We start from the raw sequence: 17,226 nt of genomic DNA, 5'->3' as shown, positions 1-17,226 counted from the left end.
CTTTTGACACTACCTTTTCAAGCATGTTGCGAATTTCTAGAAGATCATATATTTCATGCTCACTATACTCTTTTACTACAGCCCCTTTTCGTGGAATTCTTTCAACAAGACCTTCAATTGCTAGTAAATAAATTGCCTCACGTACTGGAGCCCTGCTTGTGCCATATTCTTCAGCATAGATATGTTCAACTAATTTTTCTCCTGGCTTTAGGTCACCGCTAATAATTTGATCTGTAATATGTTTAGCAATAGAATTAGATAATGCATGATTTTCAAAGTTCGTTTTCATATTGACGACCCTCCTAAATTGAAGTTCGGAATATTGTCGACTGTCGATTTCATTATACGAAATCCAATTGACGAATTCAATGTTTTTAGAAAATTTAAAATAGTATTTGCATTTTCTATCATTACCCTTTATGATAATTTACAGAATACAGTCGACTTTATACTCCTACTTTTGTAAACGCTTACTTACTTGTTCTCATCCTTCTACATACGGCTGTAAAAAAAACAGTGAGGTGTATACATGGTTATTTTTGGTGTAGCGTTACTGGCAATATGTATGTTGTGTGGTATTTTCTTAGGAGAAATTTTTGGTCTTTCTTTAGGAATTGAAGCAAATGTAGGTGGCGTAGGAATCGCAATGTTAATGCTTGTCCTTATTGTTGACTACCTAAAAAAACGTGAGAAATTGAGTCAGGCTGCTCAGGATGGTCTAGGTTTTTGGAGCGCGATGTATATTCCTATCGTTATTGCCATGTCAGCAAACCAAAATGTTGCGGGTGCACTTGATGGTGGTCCTCTTGCTATTGTAGCCGGTATTGCTGTGGTCATTATCAGCTGGATTTTTGTACCGATTTTAAGTAAAGGTAAGTTTCAAGCTTCAGGTAATAGTGCTGTTGAAAATAGCCATATGAATGGAGGCGGAAATTCAAATGTTCGAAACATTAAGTAATGTTTTTACAGATAACCCACTCATCGTTTCTTTTGCTATTGTAGGTGTCACTATGTATATCGCATATGCTATTTCAAACAAATTAACAAAAGGTAGAATTCACGGATCAGCAATTGCTATTATTCTCGGTTTACTACTAGCATATGTAGGCGGTATAACAACTGGTGGCGAGAAAGGTCTATCTGATATTAGTATCTTTGCTGGAATAGGACTGATGGGAGGTGGCATGCTACGCGATTTTGCGATTGTTGCCACTGCTTTTGGTGCAAGTTTTGATGAAATAAAAAAAGCCGGAGTAAATGGAGTTGCCTCCCTCTTCATCGGTGTTATTCTTTCTTTTATTGTAGGTGTATGTATCGCACTTGCCTTTGGATACACAGATGCTATTAGCCTGACAACCATAGGTGCGGGCACAGCAACTTATATAGTAGGGCCAGTAACAGGTGCTGCGATTGGTGCTAGCTCGGAAGTCATTACAATTAGTATTGCCGCAGGTCTTGTTAAATCAATTTTAACAATGATTGGAACTCCTTTCGTGGCCAAATATATTGGTTTAAATAATCCGCGTTCAGCAATGGTATATGGTGGATTGATGGGTACTACTAGTGGTGTTGCTGGTGGACTAGCAGCAACAGATCCAAAATTGGTTCCTTACGGGGCTGTAACGGCAACCTTTTATACCGGCTTAGGTTGCTTAATGGCACCTTCTATACTCTTTATCATTACGAATGCCATTTTTGGATAAGAAAATATATATAAATACAGATGTGTTAAATGTAAGGAGATAGTATGAACCTTTTTTAATGTATCCTATTAATAACTAGTTAGATGTCATATTAAACGATAGTCGTTTTATATATGACATCTTTTTTGTGTGAACGGAACATTTTCAACATAGAAGCCAATGATTAACCTTGTAATGATTTTCCTAGTTGATGGGGTTCTGGTTTTGTTTTTTTAATTGCTAACACAAATAAACTACCAAATCCACAAAAAATACCAGCTAAAATAAATGCACATGTATAAGAATCAAACATCTTAAAAAGCAGTCCTCCCCCATATGCCGCTACTGCAGCTCCTACTTGGTGTGAGGCAAATATCCAGCCATACACAATTACACTTTTCTCAACACCAAATACTTGTCTTGAAATACTGATTGTTGGTGGAACGGTTGCAATCCAATCTAATCCATAGAACACTGAGAAGATCACTAACAAGGTAAAAGAACCTTCCATTACCGCAAACGGTAGGAATAAAAGTGATGCTCCTCTTAAACTGTAGTACCAAAATAAAAGCCAGCGGTTATCAAAACGATCTGAAAGCCAACCAGAAAGAGTGGTTCCTATGAGATCAAAAATCCCCATAAAAGAAAGTAAAGAAGCTGCAGTCACTAACGGAATGCCAAATCCTATACAATATGAAACAAAATGAGTACCTATTAATCCGTTTGTAGAAAGCCCACAAATAAAAAAACTTCCGGCTAACAGCCAAAATTCTTTTACTCTAATAGCATCTAATAATACAGATAACGCAAGGGTTATGGGGTTTTTCTTTTTACCTTGCTCAGGATCTAACACTTCTTCCGTTTGTCCAAAAGGGAGAATTCCTAAATCCTTTGGTGTGCTTTTCATAAACAAAGTAATCATCATAAACATTAACAAACCTATGGCTAAAATAGCACCGATAGCAAAACGCCAGGAGTATTTTTCAATAATGAAAGCTAATACGGGAAGTAATAATAACTGTCCTGTAGCCGTGCTTGCCGTTAGAATTCCAACAGCAAGTCCCCTTTTTTCAACAAACCAATGATTTGCTACATATGGGCTTAAAACAGTAAGAAAGACAGCAGAACCAACCCCAATAATAACTCCCCAAATCAATATTAATTGCCAAGATTCTTGCATAACGAATGTTAGTAAAAGGCCAATAATCATTGTAATCATTGAGTAGATCATCATCTTTTTTAAGCCTATTACTTCGACTAGAGCAGCCATAAATGGGCCAGAAATTCCATATAAAAAAAGCCCTATGGCAAAGGCTAATGAAATAAGTGAGCGATCCCAGCCAAATTCTTGTTCAAAAGGATCAATAAACACCCCTGAAGAAGATCTTATAATACCTGCCACAATAATTGAAAAGAACGTGATAATTAATATGATCCAGCTGTAATGAATTTTTCTCGTTTTAACGCACCTCCCCTGTATTTAAGAAACCTTACAAATCATCAGCATATTCCCATCAGGATCTTGAATATTAAACGAATGTCCATGCTCAATGTTTGTCACAATTTCTACTCCTTTCTCTTGCAAAAACTGATAAGCTTGGTGAATATCATCAGTATTAAAATGAAACATCGGTGTTTTTGCGTAAGAATCCTTCATATAGATCTTACTATCTAGTACAATATTTAATCCATTATTGTCCATTGGAATGCAACAAAGATGATCAAACAAAATCTCATATGTAGGCTCTAAGTTTAATAGTGAGCAATACCACTCTCGAGCTTTTCTAATATCACTAACTGGTATAAAAATGGCTCCAACTTTATTTAAGATCATACTCAAACAAATCACTCCCCTATTAGTAATTGGAATTATTTCTTCAGTAACTTCCATACTGTAACTGCTTATCTTATTTAAATAGATCTAGGTACACACTCACACCCAATAGAATTATATTCTCTTTATTTACTTTTTCACCTTTTTTATTGTGTAACTTTATTGTGAAACAAGAAAATTCGGGTAGTGACAGGCACCAAAAAAACAGGGCCTCATGAGAAGCCCTGCTAATAAAATAACTATGTGAGTGTCTATGCACGATTATCTACTGTACTAGCTCGTCTACTGATTGTTTTTCGTGAATTCGTTTAATCGCTTCACCTATTAAAGGAGCAACAGAAAGTTCAACGATTTTATCAATTCTTTTGGATTCTGGAAGTGTAATCGAATCTGTTATAACGAGTTCTTTAATGTTTGAATTTTGAATACGTTCGATTGCCGGTCCTGATAAAACTGGATGTGTACAACATGCATACACTTCTTTTGCACCATTTTCTGTTAATGCGTTTGCCGCTAACGTAATTGTGCCTGCTGTGTCTATAATATCATCGATAAGAATCGCTGTTTTTCCTTCGATGTTCCCGACAATATTCATCACTTCTACAACATTAGGTCTTGGACGTCTTTTATCAATAATGGCAATAGGAGCCTTTAGACGATCTGCTAATTTACGAGCACGTGTTACACCACCATGATCTGGTGAAACGATCACAAGATCCTCTAAATTCTTATCTAAGAAGTATTGCGAAAGGATAGGAACTCCTAAAAGATGGTCAATAGGAATGTCAAAGAATCCTTGAATTTGTGGTGCATGCAAGTCTAGAGCGATAACACGGGTTGAACCTGCTGTTTCAAGAAGATTTGCAACAAGCTTTGCAGTAATTGGCTCCCTTGCTCTCGCTTTACGATCTTGTCTTGCGTATCCATAGTACGGAATGACCAAATTGATTGTTTTGGCTGAAGCACGCTTAAGTGCATCTACCATGATGAGCAGTTCCATTAAATGTTCGTTTACTGGGTCACTGATTGATTGAATGATATAAACATCGCAACCACGAATACTTTCTTCAATATTTATTTGGATTTCTCCGTCACTAAAGCGAGTAACAGAACACTTTCCTAATTCAACTCCAAGGATTTCACTAATTCTTGTTGATAGAGAAGGATCAGAGTTTAGTGAAAAAATTTTCAAATTAGGATCTTCATAGTGATTAGACATGTTAATGAGTAAACCTCCAATAGCCATTCTTAATTTTAAGTTAGTTTCCAATTTACTATTTTACACTATATTTACCTTACATTAATAATTATTTATTAAAAAAAGCAGAGAAATTAATTAGGAAAATCTTCAGCCCCAAGATACGCTTCCTTTATAATCTTAAGGTGATGTAGCTCATGTCCTGCTAAAATAAAAACAAGTGCTTTTGCCGTTACTTCAGAACCAAGTGCTGTACCTTTTCTTTGTAAATCTTCTGAGGTAAGTGTTTTGATAAATTGTAAAGTGCTTTGACGAACAACAGAAAAATCTTCTAGCAACTTTTTAATAGACTGTCTATTAAAGTCAGCGTTTTTAATGTAGGCATCTTTATCATATCTATGAAGAGACATGTCTTCCCCTCTGGCGATACAAAGAAGGGTGAAACTTAAAATACGTTCGGTATCTGAGAGATGCCCAATCACTTCCTTGATACTCCATTTGTTAGGTGTATATTTAAATAACCCTTGTGTTTCAGAATAATTCTTAAGTAAGTCAATAGTTTCGTTATTTTGTTGTTGTAATAATTGGATAATGTCACCTTCAGGCACTATGTCTACATATTTTGCAAAATACGAATTAAATTCATCTGCAGCTGGTTTATTGATCATGTAATCTTATCCTTTCAACTGTAATTTTAGTTCATATTCTATGAAAAATAGCGGATTCCTCCTTTGTTAATTTTATCGAAAAACGAATATTCCGTTGAAAGCACCAAATAAAATGACAAAACTGCCTAATATATCTGTCAATCTTCAAATATCATCACAAAATTGGCAAATATATATGCGAAAACTCCTAATAAATGTAGCAAGGCACAACGTAATGCTGTGCCTGTTCATCTTATAAGCAGCGTCCGCTTATTTTTCTTACAATTTCCTCTTTAAATTCCTGAATAGATACACTTTCCGACTGATGACCTCCAAACTTTCGAACATTTACTTTCCCATTTTCCATTTCTTGATCTCCCAATACAAGCATATACGGAGTTTTCTTCATCTGAGCTTCTCTAATTTTGTACCCAAGTTTTTCGTTACTAGAATCAATTTTTACTCTTACCAAAGCTTCCTTTAGCTCCGCTTGAATCTGTAGGCAATAATCCAAGTGAACATGTGACACTGGAATAATTTGCACTTGTGTTGGTGCGAGCCAAACAGGGAAAGCACCTGCAAAATGTTCAATTAATATCCCTAAAAACCGATCGATTGAACCGAATATTGCACGATGAATCACAACAGGACGCACTTTTTCGTTGTTTTGATTAATATAAGACAAATCAAACTTTTCCGGCATTTGAAAATCTAGTTGAATTGTTGCACATTGATGGCTTCTTTTTAAAGCATCTTTAATATGAAAGTCAATTTTAGGTCCGTAAAAAGCACCATCACCTTCGTTCAACTGATAGATGACCTCCAAATCTTCAAGAACATTTTTTAATGCAGCCTCAGATATTTCCCATAGTTGATCATCTCCTAAAGAATCCTCGGGTCTAGTGGAGAGCTCAACAGAATACTCAAATCCAAAAGTACGATAAACTTTATCAATTAATTGAAACACCTGTTTAATTTCATCTTGAATTTGATCGTCACGAACAAAAAGATGTGCATCATCTTGACAAAATGTACGAACCCGAAGAAGTCCATTTAATGCCCCACTGTATTCGTGGCGATGAACTTGACCGAATTCAGCCATTCGAATCGGTAAATCTCGATATGAATAAAGACTATTTTTAAAAATAAGCATATGCCCCGGACAATTCATTGGTTTTAAAGCAAACTTTGTTGAATCAACTTCTGAAAAATACATGTTTTCATGATAATGATCCCAGTGACCTGATTTTTCCCATAACTGTTGATTCATCATAAAAGGAGTACGTACCTCGTCATAGTATGCGTCATTTTGAAGTTCACGCGAAAACCTTTCAAGTTCATTTCTTATAATCTGGCCATTTCGTAAATAAAATGGCATTCCGGGTGCTTCCTCTGAGAACATAAACAGCTCTAATTGTTTTCCTAGCTTTCGATGATCTCGTTTTGCTGCTTCTTCTAAATAAAAGAGATAATCCTTTAAGTCGTTTTTCTTTTTAAAGGCCACTCCATAAACTCGCTGAAGCACATCATTCTGGTTATCGCCTCTCCAGTAGGCACCTGATACACGAGTTAATTTAAATGCTTTTATAAAACCAGTTGATGGAAGATGTGGACCACGGCATAGATCAATAAATTCACCTTGTTGATATAGTGACAGCTTTTCATTTTTCGGAATATCTTTTAAAATTTCTACCTTGTAATTCTCTCCCTTTTCTAAAAAAAGCTTTTCTGCTTCATCATAAGAAACTTCAATTCGTTTAATCTCTAAGTTTTCTTTGATGATGTTTTCCATCTCTTTTTCAATTTTTTCTAAATCATTTGATGTTAAGCTAAGCTCCTCCAGATTCATATCATAATAAAAACCATCCTCAATCACTGGACCAATCCCTAATTTTACATTTCCGAATACTCTTTTCACCGCTTGAGCCAACACATGTGTAGCTGAATGCCTTAGAATTTCCAAACCTTCTTCACTATCAAGAGTTAAAATTGAAACTTTTGCATCTTGTTCAAGTTTGTAGCTGAGATCAACCAAATGATTATTCACTTTCCCTGCTACCGCATTCTTTTTTAAACTAGAGCTTATCGATTCAGCTAGCATACTAACAGGAATACCTTTCTGACATTCTTTTATTTTCCCATCTGGTAATTCAATTTTCACAACATTCATCTTAGGTAAACACTCCTTTAATATAATAAAAAACACACTCATCCCTAGAGAAGGGACGAGTGTGTTAGTAACCCGTGGTTCCACCCAATTTCCCATAAGCAAAAACAATTATGGCTTTGGAGCTGTAACGTAGCCTAGACGATATCAGATACTACTTTTCCCTGATATAGCTCAGAAGGTGGTAAATGATTTTCCTAAGTTAGGAAGGTCACAGCATTTCCTTCCCTCTCTGGAAACCGTAAAAATCATTCATGTCCTCATCGCAGCTTTTTTCTTTAGTAAAATAAAAACGCACTCATCCCTCATAACAAGGGACGAGTGCGTTTTACCCGTGGTTCCACCCAATTTCCCATAAGCAAAAACACCTATGGCTCTGGAGCTGTAACGTAGCCTAAACGATATCAGATACTTGCTTTCCCTGATATAGCTCTAAGGTGGTAAATGACCTTCCTAAGTTTGGGAGTCACAGCATTCCTCCCCTCTCTGAAAACCGTAAACATCATTCATGTCCTTTTCATAGCATTGTATTATTTTTGGAAAACAAAAAACACACCCATCCCTGTACAAGGGACGAGTGTGTTATAACCCGTGGTTCCACCCAATTTCCCACAAGCAAAACACTCATGGCTTTGGTGCTGTAACGTAGCATATACGGTATTGGATACTAATTTCCCCAATACAGCTCAAAGGTGGTAAACTACTTTACTGCGTTAGGAAGCTCTCAGCATATCTTCCCTCTCTGGAAACCGTTTAAAGTAACTCATGTCCTTATCATTGTGTTCAAAAGTAAAATTCGGATTTGATTGATTTTGATACTACAATAAAATGGAAAGAAATACAAGAAATAATTTTCTATTTTGATTGAGACTAGAATAGTTCTTGACGGTAAAAAAACAATCCTGTTATTCTATGTCCATTGCTTACAATTACATATTACTAGTTCATAGCGGAGGTTTACTTTTGAAAGATATGTTTAGGCAAATCATTTTTTATACTCTTTTAGTATTTTTCTTTATTGTTTCTATGTTTTTTGTATATAATAACTACTCTTTTTATGATCAACCTATTGCTAAAATTACTAAAACTCATTTAGTCGAATCAACTGAGACGGTCGATCCTCACGAAAATGTTGATAAGCTTTTTACTCAGCATATAGAAGCAGTGATAAAAAACGGAGAACATCGAGGAGAAACTATTTCCTTAACAAATGAGTATTCATCATCTGGAGCATATGATCAAAAATTCGAAGCTGGAAATGAATTGTTTATTTCGTTAGATACAGAGGAAAGTTCGACTTTAACTGGAACGATCAAAGATGTAAAGCGTGATAAATATGTTGTATTCATAGCATGGATTTTCATCTTTACTCTACTGATTGTCGGGAAAAAACAAGGGCTTTTTTCAATCATTAGCTTGGCGGTCAATGCTGTTTTGTTATCGTATGCATTAGATGTGTATATGAATACATCAGGAGTTAGCTTGCTAGTAGTTTGTGGGATAAGTGCCATTCTGTTTACGATCATTTCTTTATTACTCGTTAACGGCTTTAATGGAAAAACATATGCAGCTGTTATATCAACAATACTTGGAACGTTTATTTCCCTTTTGATTGCGATTTTTGTGATGTGGGTAACTGCTGAAGAAGGACTTCGATATGAGGAAATGCAATTTTTAACTCGGCCTCCTCAAACAGTGTTTATAGCAGGAGTATTAATTGGGTCATTAGGAGCGGTTATGGATGTTGCCATTACCATGTCTTCATCTGTATACGGTTTGTATGAAGAAAATCATAATATTTCAATTAAAGCTCTGAAGAAGTCAGGAATGGATATCGGAAAAGATATTATGGGGACGATGACAAATATTTTATTTTTCGCTTATGTAAGTGGTGCGATTCCTATGCTCATACTATATTTTAAAAACTCATCTCCATTGACCTATACTTTATCTATTAATCTTTCTTTGGAATTGGCTCGTGCTCTAGCTGGTGGAATTGGTATAGTCTTAACGATTCCGATCGGTCTCTATACTTCTATATTGTTCATCAATCTAAGAAAAAGGACAAAATCATGAATGTTTTAGTATGTTTAGCCGCTATCTTATTTTTACTAATGATCCTTATAGGTGGGAAAAAAGGAGCACGTTCTTTTATTGCTTTATTTTTAAACTTTAGTGTACTCTTTTTAGCGACACTTTTTATGACAGATCCAAATGCTGATCCCATATTATTAACATTAATTGCAAGTACAATCATTAGTTGCATTACCTTGTTTTTTATCAATGAAGTAAATATGAAAACGAAAACAGCTTTTCTTTCAACAATTATCACTTTGGCTATACTTCTGTTCTTTATTATCTTCGTGACAGAACATACAATGACACAGGGCTTTGGGGAAGAAGAAATAGAAGAGCTTAGTATCTTTTCGATGTATATTGGAGTAGACTTTGTGAAAATTGGTGCATCCATGATCATCATGAGTACTATAGGTGCTATTACAGATGTTGCGATTTCCATTTCGTCTCCAATGCGTGAAATCTTACTTCATAACCCACACATAAGCAGATACTCATTATTTAAATTTGGACTAAGTATCGGAAGAGATATTCTAGGCACAAACACAAACACATTGTTTTTCGCCTTTTTTGGAGGATATTTAGGACTGCTTATATGGTTTAAAGATTTAAATTATTCTTTTGGGGAAATTGTTAATTCAATGGTATTTAGTGCCGAGATGATTACAATCCTTTGTGCCGGTATTGGAATCGCCTTAATCATTCCGATTACATCATGGATTACTGCTTTTTTCTTTATTAGATCAAGAGACCATCATCAAGCGAAATAATCGAACTTAAAGCCAACCAGCTATAAAATTACCATATTTTCGACATTGTTCGACAAAAAGATTTGGAATATAATAATGATAAGACATTAGTGTAACCTTTCGAGAATTTCATATCTCTCTTATAAAAAATGCCCTTCCTTTTGGATGGGCATTTTCTATATTCTCACACCCTTCTTTTACTCCACCTCCGGGTTTTCTCCAATAAAGTCTCTTTAAATATATAATGAAATGAGTTTAAACCTGTTTTTGTATCATATTTCACAGAAATTCACTAGAAAATTCAAGAAATTTAAAGTAGGATAAACATATCAACCATTACTAGAATTAGTACAGGATAAGTTTACGGAGAGTGAAATAGAATTGAAAACATTAACAGTTGAAAATTTAGTCAAACAATTTTCATTAAAAGTCTTAACTGGAGTCCATAACTTACAGCAACCTATTTCCCAACCAAGATCACACCGCCCAGGCTTGGAGTTTGTTGGTCATTTTGACTTTTTTCCAACTGAACGTGTTCAAATTCTTGGAAGAAAAGAAATTAACTATTTGCATAAGTTAAGTATAGAGGAACGTCAAATGCGAATTGGAAATATTGTTAAATACCATCCACCATGTTTTATTGTTACAGCTCGTCCAGAAGGCTTAACATATTTAACTCAATATTGCATTGAAGAAAACATCCCCTTGTTATGCACAAACGAGCCAGAAACAACTTCTGAATTTATGATGAAGCTTGATTCTTATATGGTAAAAGCACTCGCTGAGGAAATTGCTGTACACGGCGTATGCGTGAATGTATATGGTATGGGAATTTTAATTCGAGGGAAATCAGGTGTTGGTAAAAGTGAAACAGCACACACATTAATAGGTAAAGGTCATCGACTTGTAGCTGATGATATTGTTGTATTAAAAAAGCTTAGTCCCCGAACAATCCTTGGGACCCATGATGAAAAGACGAAGGAATTTCTATCACTACGTAGTATCGGACTATTAAATGTTGTCCGCCTATACGGTAGAAAAGCATTCCAAGATGAAACCAGAATTGCGCTTGATATTGAATTGAAGAAATGGGAAAAAAATTCACTTAATAATGAATTAGAACATGAACCTACTTTTACTGATTATATGGGTGTTCAAGTTCCACATATTGAAATCCAGCTTCAACCAGGTCGAGATGTAGCGGGGTTAATTGAGGCTGCTGCAAACAATTGGCTTTTAAAGCAACAAGGTTATAGTGCAGCAGAAGAGTTTATGAAACGACTTGAGTCGGAATTTAATTAATTAATTTAGAACTTTCAGGCACAAACTAGTAAAATTAGTTTGTGCCTGAATTTTATATGAAGCTCTTATTTAGGTCATTATTAATCAATGTTTTTAATGTCTTCAGAGGATTAATAATACCTATCGAGGCTCTATCTTCAACCTGCTTAGCTGCCTCAACCATGGATAATTGAGCAACAGATATGACTCTATTCTTTTCTTTTAATTGTTCTAAACAATCAACTACTTTTTGATTATATTCTTCTTTTAACCCATTCATAATCAAGTTAAATGAGTTCTCCACCACAACAACTTCAAGATCAATCAATTTTTGCTGCGCAGAAGCATATTGATAAAGGCGTGACATTGTTCCTTCAACAGTTGCCGGATTGGAGAAAACAATCGTTTGTGGTTCTTGTATCTGACAAATGGATTCAAAAAATGGTTCATCAATCTTAATAATTGGAACTGTTGTTGGTAATACCGCTTCCTCTAGAAGGGCAATATAGTTCGTACAAGAGATTAAAATGGCATCCACTTGGCATTTTGCAACCCATGCAATTTGCTCCCTCACCTTTTCCTGAGCTTCTTCCCTTGATAAGGAATTCCCGGCTTGAAGACAGTGCATTAATCCAGGATCAACAAAATGAAGAAATTCTATATCGGAAGTTAAAAAAGCTTTTTCAAGGTAATCTATATTTGAATAATGCGCGTGTATACAGCCTATTTTTTTCAGAACGATTCCCCCTTTGTTTCCTATGATTTTATTGCTTTTAATAGTACAGCTTCCCCGAGAAACGATTCAACTTTATTTTGCTGAATGGTTATACGAAACTTATTTTTCACCTCTTGATTGCTACTAACAATATAATCGTTTAATGACTCTTTATCGGTTTGTGACATTTTCATTCGATCACACCAACTGTTAAAATCAAACCTTTTTTCAAAACGGTATAATTCTTGTATTTCAAATCCTACATGCTCCAACATGTTTATCCACTCTGTTTTCTTCCACGCGCGAAAATGACTATAATCCCTTATTTTTTCAATTTTATTATAAAATTGATCATATTCATTCACTTCAGGTGCGACATTATCGTCAAGCAGGAACTGACTGTTAGTTTTTAATACCCGGTGAACTTCACTAACAAAATGTTGGACATTGGGAAAGTGATGTGGAGCAATACGACAAGTAACGATGTCGAACGTATCGTCTGGAAAAGGTAGTTTTTCTGCATCTCCTTCAACAAATGCTACATTTGAATGACCATTTCCTTTAATAAACTTTTCAGCAGCCGTTAGCATTTCTGGTGTTAAGTCAACTGCTGTTACTTTGTTAACAAGAGATGCAAAAGCGTTTGCCGTATGACCTCCTCCTGTTGCAACATCAAGAACATGCTCAATTCCTGTCACACGAGCTATTTCCACTAATTTTTTGAGATCCTCACCCTTGCGATGACCGCTACTCTTTACATACTCATCAGCACTACGCCCGAATTGCTTTTGAACATCTTTTTTAATATCCATCCCTTCTCCCCCGTTCGTTTGTTCGTAAGATTATCTATCTACTCTAATTATAATAAAAATGGGAGATAAGAAAATGTTGATTGTTTTATGAAATGCAATAAGGGAAGCTTATTGTTTTAAAAAGATCAGTGTTTTATGGTTGCTACTTCAATTTACATGTTCTTCAGTTTTTTTCTTCATAATAGAACATACTAAAACCTAAAGGAGGGATCTAAATGACAAACAAACCAAATAAAGGGTCATTGTCTAGAGGATATTCATCTCAATCACAAAAATATAACGAAGAAATTAGCATGGAGACCTTAGCAAAACAAGCTCTTGATCAAACAATTAAAGAAGGCGGTGCCTTCGCAAGAGAAAATTCTGATCAATTTAAACAATAAAAAAATGGTTAAATAAAAGGTGCCTTTCTTAAGCCCTAGGATTCTTTTTTGTCAAGGACAGGCACCAATAAGCTATTATGAATCAGTTGCCAGGCTTGTTTCATGTCTAGGTTTGGTCTTGGTCTGTATCGAGACAAGAATCTGCTCTTGGCGTCGAATAGTGTCTTGATTCAGGAAGTATCGAGACACAAATCTGCACTTGGTCCCGGATAGTGTCCCGATTCAGGAAGTATCGAGACAAAAATTAGCTGAAAGTCCGAATGTGTGTCCCGATTAAGGGAGTATCGAGACACAAATCTTCTCTTCTTACCAATTCATGTCTCAATTAGTAACCAACGGCAAGCTGTTAATTCAGTTCAGTGATGGTTTCTTCATGCTTCTTCAAATTTACACAGAAGCTGCTCAAGATCAGCAGAGATACCATTCGGAACATCGTTATTAAAGTTACTCAAGCTTTCCCTTAATGCACATATTGCAGTTAATACCTCTCTCATATTTTCTTCACTATTCATATTGTTTCTAGCGTAAAGAAGAACAGGTCTTACCGACTCCACAGAACGACCAAACTCATACATCCACTCATAGCATGGAACCATCCATGTATGAAAATGGTGGGTTGTATCTTCATTATAAAAATAATAGATATGTTCTATACCTAAAGTCTCTCTTTGAGCTTTTCTGATCCTGGATAAAATAGTGAAAACATGTTTTCAAAGAATCTATCATTAAACAGTTACACAGAATCTATTTCCTCCTTTTAAAACTCCTTCCCCCAAAACACAACTAACGCTAACGGATAAAAAGCATGCCATTTCGTAAAATCAAAACAATATAATTGAATTAAAAAACTATATCTGGTACGATTTAATCGTACACGATTTATATGTTGAAGGAGGAATCAATATGAATACAGTATTTGATTTCACAGTGAAAAAGCCAAATGGTGACACAAAGTCTTTAAGAGAGTATGAAGGAAAAACTTTACTTATTGTGAATACTGCTAGTAAATGCGGATTAACTAATCAATTTAGTGGGTTACAAGAGCTTTATGAAAAATATAACAGCAAAGGCTTGGAGATTTTAGGATTTCCATGTGGTCAATTTAATGACCAGGAGTATGAAAATATTGAGGAAACAACTCAGTTTTGTCAGTTAAATTATGGTGTTTCTTTTCCGATGTTTGCAAAGATTGATGTAAATGGTGATCAAGCCCACCCCCTTTTTTCATTTTTAAAAGAACAAAAGAAAGGTGTCCTATCTAAAGAAATCAAATGGAATTTCACAAAATTTCTTGTTGATAAGGATGGAAATGTCGTTAAACGCTATGCACCAACAACCGATCCAGCTAAAATAGAAAAGGATATCGCCCACCTACTATAAGTTTTATGAAGGATGAGTTAGTTGAATGATTTTTTAACCTTAGAAAACCAGCTTTGTTTTGCTATTTATGAAACAGGTAGTCTGTTTACGAAATTATACTCAAAAGCACTTAAAGAATTTGGAATCACTTATCCTCAATATTTAGTTTTATTGGCATTATGGGAGAAAGATGGACTTACGGGAAAAGAACTGGGAGAGAAGGTAAACCTTGGTACTGGCACTTTAACACCAATGCTAAAAAGACTTGAAGAAAATGGCTGGGTCAAAAAAGAGCGCTCTTCTATAGATGAAAGAAAAGTTAGTATTTATCTTCAAGCTAAAGCAATAGAAGAAAAAGAAGCCATTTCTGAAAAAATAACAAATGAAATGGTTTTATGCAATATTGAGTTGGAAGAATATGAGCAATTGATGAAAAACTTAAAGCTTTTACAAACAAAATTATATAAACACAACAAAAGCCGGCCTTAGCTCGGCTTTTGTTATAAGAATCCCCTCTCAACTTCAGGGCTCAAATAGATAATTTTTTATAAACTCATGAAAACTTCTCACTTCGTTTGTTTCTACTTTTGTTACTAAATATGTTACTGAAATAGGTGGTGAAATTTTATCAGAAACGATTTCTGAGAGGATGTTCTTTTTTATATCATCTTTCACCATAGAATATGGTAAATACGAAACTCCTAATGTGTTTTCTATGAATTTTTTTGTTACTTCAACTTGATTCACAACCATTGTTTGAATGATTGGATAATGTCTTTTCACATCATTCAACAAGGAGTCCCAATAATCTGGGTGATTATGTGTAATGAGTCTGTAATGTGATAATGCATGTTTTTCATGCTTTAAGCTGTCTTCCCATTCATTTGGACCAACCAAAATAACCGGCTCTTCGTGAATCTTTTCATTTTTAACATTTGTTTGTACTGGATAAATTCTAGTCAATCCTAAGTCGGCTTTTCCACTACTTATCGCTTCCCCTACATCGTAAGAGTTTACAACATCTACTATGACTTCAATATCAGGATTTGTATGGATAAATTCTTTCAATAATCTCGGTAAAAATGATGAGGCAATTTGCGGTGCAGTGGCGATAGTTAACTTTCGATTATAGCCCTGCTTCCATGATTCAAAACGGTTTATTCCTTCTTCATAATTGGCTAAAAAATCTTTCGCATAAGGAAGAAATTTATGACCTGCAGAAGTCAGGAAAACTGCTTTTCCCCTTCTTTCAAACAGTTCTATATTTAAATGCTCTTCAAGTCGTTTTATATGTTTGGTGATTGCTGGTTGAGTCAGGAATAGTTCTTCTGATGCTTGTCTGAAATTCTCAAGCTTTGCACAGACAATAAATGTTTTTAACCATTTTATATCCATCGTGATCACCCTTATAACGAACTGTTATTAAAATTTTCCATTTTTGTTAATTTTAATTATACCCTTTATCCACTATAATTCAATTACAACTCATAGTTTTCTAGATTAAAAGGTTGTTATGAAAAAGGAGGATTTTATCATGAAGCAAGTTGTAAAGGATATGTGGGATGCGAGGTTATATGATGGAAACCATTCTTTTGTATCAGACTTTGGCCAAGATTTAATAAACATGTTATCACCCAAAAAAGGAGAAAGGATACTTGATGTAGGATGCGGAACAGGTGATTTAGCAAATCATTTAGTTCAATATGAGGTAGATGTGACTGGGATTGATAAGTCTGAAAATATGATCAACCAAGCATGTCTTAAATACCCACATATACGATTTTTCTCCAAAGATGTATTGGAATTGGATGATAACGAAACATTTGATGCTGTTTTTTCTAACGCAACTCTGCACTGGATAAAAGAACCAGAGCAAGCACTTTACTGTATATTTAATAGCTTAAAGTCCGGAGGTAGATTTGTTGCAGAGTTTGGAGGACAAGGGAATGTACAGGTAATTACGAATGAAATGATCAATCAATTTCAACTTGCAAATATTGAATATAAGGAGAAATTCCCCTGGTATTTTCCGAGTATAGGTGAATACACTTCGTTAATGGAAAGAGTTGGGTTTCGTGTAGCATTTGCATGTCATTTTGATCGACCAACTCCTTTAGATGGAGAAAGCGGCTTAAAGAACTGGATTACGATGTTTGCTGGGGATATGTTTATTGATGTTGAGGAAAGTGAAAAGAATCAAATAATGAATCTTGTAGAAAATAATGTAAGAGAACTTCTCTTTCAAGATGGTCGTTGGGTGGCAGATTATAAAAGAATTCGCGTCGTAGGGATCAAGGAATAAGAAAAAGAAGAGTACTTGGTT

19 protein-coding genes and 2 other annotated features are annotated in these 17,226 nt (G+C 35.0%); of the genes, 9 read left to right on the top strand and 10 right to left on the bottom strand.

What is annotated here, in order from left to right; translation table 11 throughout:
- On the bottom strand, nucleotides 1-289 hold a 289-nt coding region (locus COD11_RS14265; protein ID WP_141549691.1), incomplete at its 3' end, for a GntR family transcriptional regulator.
- Nucleotides 290-529: 240 nt separating this feature from the next.
- On the opposite strand from COD11_RS14265, the gene madL reads away from it, so the two are divergent.
- Entirely contained in the window at nucleotides 530-958 is a 429-nt protein-coding gene (gene madL / locus COD11_RS14260; RefSeq protein WP_098797569.1) for a malonate transporter subunit MadL, read from the top strand.
- Nucleotides 939-1,703 carry a malonate transporter subunit MadM gene (madM, locus tag COD11_RS14255; RefSeq protein ID WP_098797568.1) on the top strand — a complete coding sequence of 255 codons (765 nt, stop codon included), beginning with the start codon at nucleotides 939-941 and terminating at the stop codon, nucleotides 1,701-1,703. The genes madL and madM overlap by 20 nt, the downstream gene beginning before the upstream one ends.
- A gap of 163 nt (nucleotides 1,704-1,866) precedes the next feature.
- Here the strand turns inward: madM and COD11_RS14250 are convergent, their stop codons facing one another.
- The 5 genes from COD11_RS14250 to thrS form a co-directional block, all read right to left on the bottom strand.
- On the bottom strand, nucleotides 1,867-3,162 hold the full coding sequence (locus COD11_RS14250) for an MFS transporter (protein WP_255301626.1): 1,296 nt from the start codon (nucleotides 3,160-3,162) through the stop codon (nucleotides 1,867-1,869).
- A complete protein-coding gene (locus COD11_RS14245) occupies nucleotides 3,163-3,516 on the bottom strand; it encodes a VOC family protein (protein ID WP_331275810.1) in 354 nt (117 codons plus the stop codon). It abuts the gene before it with no gap.
- 265 nt (nucleotides 3,517-3,781) lie between these two features.
- Complete coding sequence (locus COD11_RS14240; RefSeq protein ID WP_098797565.1) at nucleotides 3,782-4,735, bottom strand: ribose-phosphate diphosphokinase; 954 nt, start codon at nucleotides 4,733-4,735, stop codon at nucleotides 3,782-3,784.
- Nucleotides 4,736-4,848: 113 nt separating this feature from the next.
- Nucleotides 4,849-5,382 carry a DinB family protein gene (locus COD11_RS14235; protein WP_098797564.1) on the bottom strand — a complete coding sequence of 178 codons (534 nt, stop codon included), beginning with the start codon at nucleotides 5,380-5,382 and terminating at the stop codon, nucleotides 4,849-4,851.
- Nucleotides 5,383-5,614: 232 nt separating this feature from the next.
- Nucleotides 5,615-7,531 (bottom strand): threonine--tRNA ligase, encoded by a 1,917-nt coding sequence (thrS, locus tag COD11_RS14230; RefSeq protein ID WP_098797563.1) that lies wholly within the window; start codon nucleotides 7,529-7,531, stop codon nucleotides 5,615-5,617.
- 307 nt (nucleotides 7,532-7,838) lie between these two features.
- Nucleotides 7,839-8,058 (bottom strand) — a binding site (T-box leader).
- A gap of 36 nt (nucleotides 8,059-8,094) precedes the next feature.
- Nucleotides 8,095-8,315 (bottom strand) — a binding site (T-box leader).
- A 185-nt stretch (nucleotides 8,316-8,500) separates the two neighbouring features.
- Between thrS and COD11_RS14225 the strand changes: the two genes are divergently transcribed.
- From COD11_RS14225 to hprK, 3 genes are all read left to right on the top strand, one after another.
- Nucleotides 8,501-9,604 (top strand): YibE/F family protein, encoded by a 1,104-nt coding sequence (locus COD11_RS14225; RefSeq protein WP_098797571.1) that lies wholly within the window; start codon nucleotides 8,501-8,503, stop codon nucleotides 9,602-9,604.
- Nucleotides 9,601-10,374, top strand: a complete 774-nt coding sequence (locus COD11_RS14220) for a YibE/F family protein (RefSeq protein WP_098797562.1) — start codon at nucleotides 9,601-9,603, stop codon at nucleotides 10,372-10,374. Before COD11_RS14225 ends, COD11_RS14220 begins: the two co-directional genes overlap by 4 nt.
- A 360-nt stretch (nucleotides 10,375-10,734) precedes the next feature.
- Nucleotides 10,735-11,655, top strand: a complete 921-nt coding sequence (hprK, locus tag COD11_RS14215; RefSeq protein WP_098797561.1) for an HPr(Ser) kinase/phosphatase — start codon at nucleotides 10,735-10,737, stop codon at nucleotides 11,653-11,655.
- 52 nt (nucleotides 11,656-11,707) lie between these two features.
- On the opposite strand, the gene COD11_RS14210 is transcribed toward hprK, so the two are convergent.
- Nucleotides 11,708-12,376, bottom strand: coding sequence for a hypothetical protein (locus tag COD11_RS14210; RefSeq protein ID WP_098797560.1), 669 nt, complete (start codon nucleotides 12,374-12,376; stop codon nucleotides 11,708-11,710).
- 14 nt (nucleotides 12,377-12,390) lie between these two features.
- Nucleotides 12,391-13,161, bottom strand: a complete 771-nt coding sequence (locus COD11_RS14205) for a class I SAM-dependent methyltransferase (RefSeq protein ID WP_098797559.1) — start codon at nucleotides 13,159-13,161, stop codon at nucleotides 12,391-12,393.
- Nucleotides 13,162-13,376: 215 nt separating this feature from the next.
- Here COD11_RS14205 and COD11_RS26900 point away from each other — a divergent pair, with 215 nt between their 5' ends.
- Nucleotides 13,377-13,544, top strand: a complete 168-nt coding sequence (locus tag COD11_RS26900) for a hypothetical protein (RefSeq protein ID WP_176551095.1) — start codon at nucleotides 13,377-13,379, stop codon at nucleotides 13,542-13,544.
- A gap of 371 nt (nucleotides 13,545-13,915) precedes the next feature.
- Here COD11_RS26900 and COD11_RS28010 read toward each other — a convergent pair whose 3' ends face one another.
- Complete coding sequence (locus COD11_RS28010) at nucleotides 13,916-14,119, bottom strand: hypothetical protein (protein ID WP_369689282.1); 204 nt, start codon at nucleotides 14,117-14,119, stop codon at nucleotides 13,916-13,918.
- 328 nt (nucleotides 14,120-14,447) lie between these two features.
- Between COD11_RS28010 and COD11_RS14195 the strand changes: the two genes are divergently transcribed.
- Nucleotides 14,448-14,924: a glutathione peroxidase gene (locus tag COD11_RS14195; RefSeq protein ID WP_098797558.1), complete on the top strand. Its 477-nt coding sequence runs from the start codon at nucleotides 14,448-14,450 to the stop codon at nucleotides 14,922-14,924.
- Between the two features lie 21 nt (nucleotides 14,925-14,945).
- Nucleotides 14,946-15,392, top strand: a complete 447-nt coding sequence (locus COD11_RS14190; protein WP_098797557.1) for a MarR family winged helix-turn-helix transcriptional regulator — start codon at nucleotides 14,946-14,948, stop codon at nucleotides 15,390-15,392.
- A 33-nt stretch (nucleotides 15,393-15,425) separates the two neighbouring features.
- Here COD11_RS14190 and COD11_RS14185 read toward each other — a convergent pair whose 3' ends face one another.
- Nucleotides 15,426-16,298, bottom strand: a complete 873-nt coding sequence (locus COD11_RS14185; protein WP_098797556.1) for a LysR family transcriptional regulator — start codon at nucleotides 16,296-16,298, stop codon at nucleotides 15,426-15,428.
- Nucleotides 16,299-16,437: 139 nt separating this feature from the next.
- Here COD11_RS14185 and COD11_RS14180 point away from each other — a divergent pair, with 139 nt between their 5' ends.
- Nucleotides 16,438-17,205, top strand: coding sequence for a class I SAM-dependent methyltransferase (locus COD11_RS14180; protein ID WP_098797555.1), 768 nt, complete (start codon nucleotides 16,438-16,440; stop codon nucleotides 17,203-17,205).
- Nucleotides 17,206-17,226: the final 21 nt, after the last annotated feature.

The sequence above is a fragment of the Bacillus sp. AFS040349 genome (genome assembly GCF_002577655.1).
Lineage (GTDB): Bacteria > Bacillota > Bacilli > Bacillales > Bacillaceae > Metabacillus.
Note: the sequence above shows the minus strand (reverse complement) of the source record. Positions and strands in the feature narration are given on the sequence as shown.

Bases quoted from the DNA above. Each gene is read 5' to 3' on its own strand.
- COD11_RS14245 (WP_331275810.1), bottom strand. From the start codon at position 3,516: ATGATCTTAAATAAAGTTGGAGCCATTTTTATACCAGTTAGTGATATT.
- COD11_RS14185 (WP_098797556.1), bottom strand. From the start codon at position 16,298: ATGGATATAAAATGGTTAAAAACATTTATTGTCTGTGCAAAGCTTGAG.
- COD11_RS14225 (WP_098797571.1), top strand. From the start codon at position 8,501: ATGTTTAGGCAAATCATTTTTTATACTCTTTTAGTATTTTTCTTTATT.
- COD11_RS28010 (WP_369689282.1), bottom strand. From the start codon at position 14,119: ATGTATGAGTTTGGTCGTTCTGTGGAGTCGGTAAGACCTGTTCTTCTT.
- COD11_RS14180 (WP_098797555.1), top strand. From the start codon at position 16,438: ATGAAGCAAGTTGTAAAGGATATGTGGGATGCGAGGTTATATGATGGA.
- thrS (WP_098797563.1), bottom strand. From the start codon at position 7,531: ATGAATGTTGTGAAAATTGAATTACCAGATGGGAAAATAAAAGAATGT.
- madM (WP_098797568.1), top strand. From the start codon at position 939: ATGTTCGAAACATTAAGTAATGTTTTTACAGATAACCCACTCATCGTT.
- COD11_RS26900 (WP_176551095.1), top strand. From the start codon at position 13,377: ATGACAAACAAACCAAATAAAGGGTCATTGTCTAGAGGATATTCATCT.
- COD11_RS14240 (WP_098797565.1), bottom strand. From the start codon at position 4,735: ATGTCTAATCACTATGAAGATCCTAATTTGAAAATTTTTTCACTAAAC.
- COD11_RS14220 (WP_098797562.1), top strand. From the start codon at position 9,601: ATGAATGTTTTAGTATGTTTAGCCGCTATCTTATTTTTACTAATGATC.
- COD11_RS14195 (WP_098797558.1), top strand. From the start codon at position 14,448: ATGAATACAGTATTTGATTTCACAGTGAAAAAGCCAAATGGTGACACA.
- madL (WP_098797569.1), top strand. From the start codon at position 530: ATGGTTATTTTTGGTGTAGCGTTACTGGCAATATGTATGTTGTGTGGT.
- COD11_RS14235 (WP_098797564.1), bottom strand. From the start codon at position 5,382: ATGATCAATAAACCAGCTGCAGATGAATTTAATTCGTATTTTGCAAAA.
- COD11_RS14205 (WP_098797559.1), bottom strand. From the start codon at position 13,161: ATGGATATTAAAAAAGATGTTCAAAAGCAATTCGGGCGTAGTGCTGAT.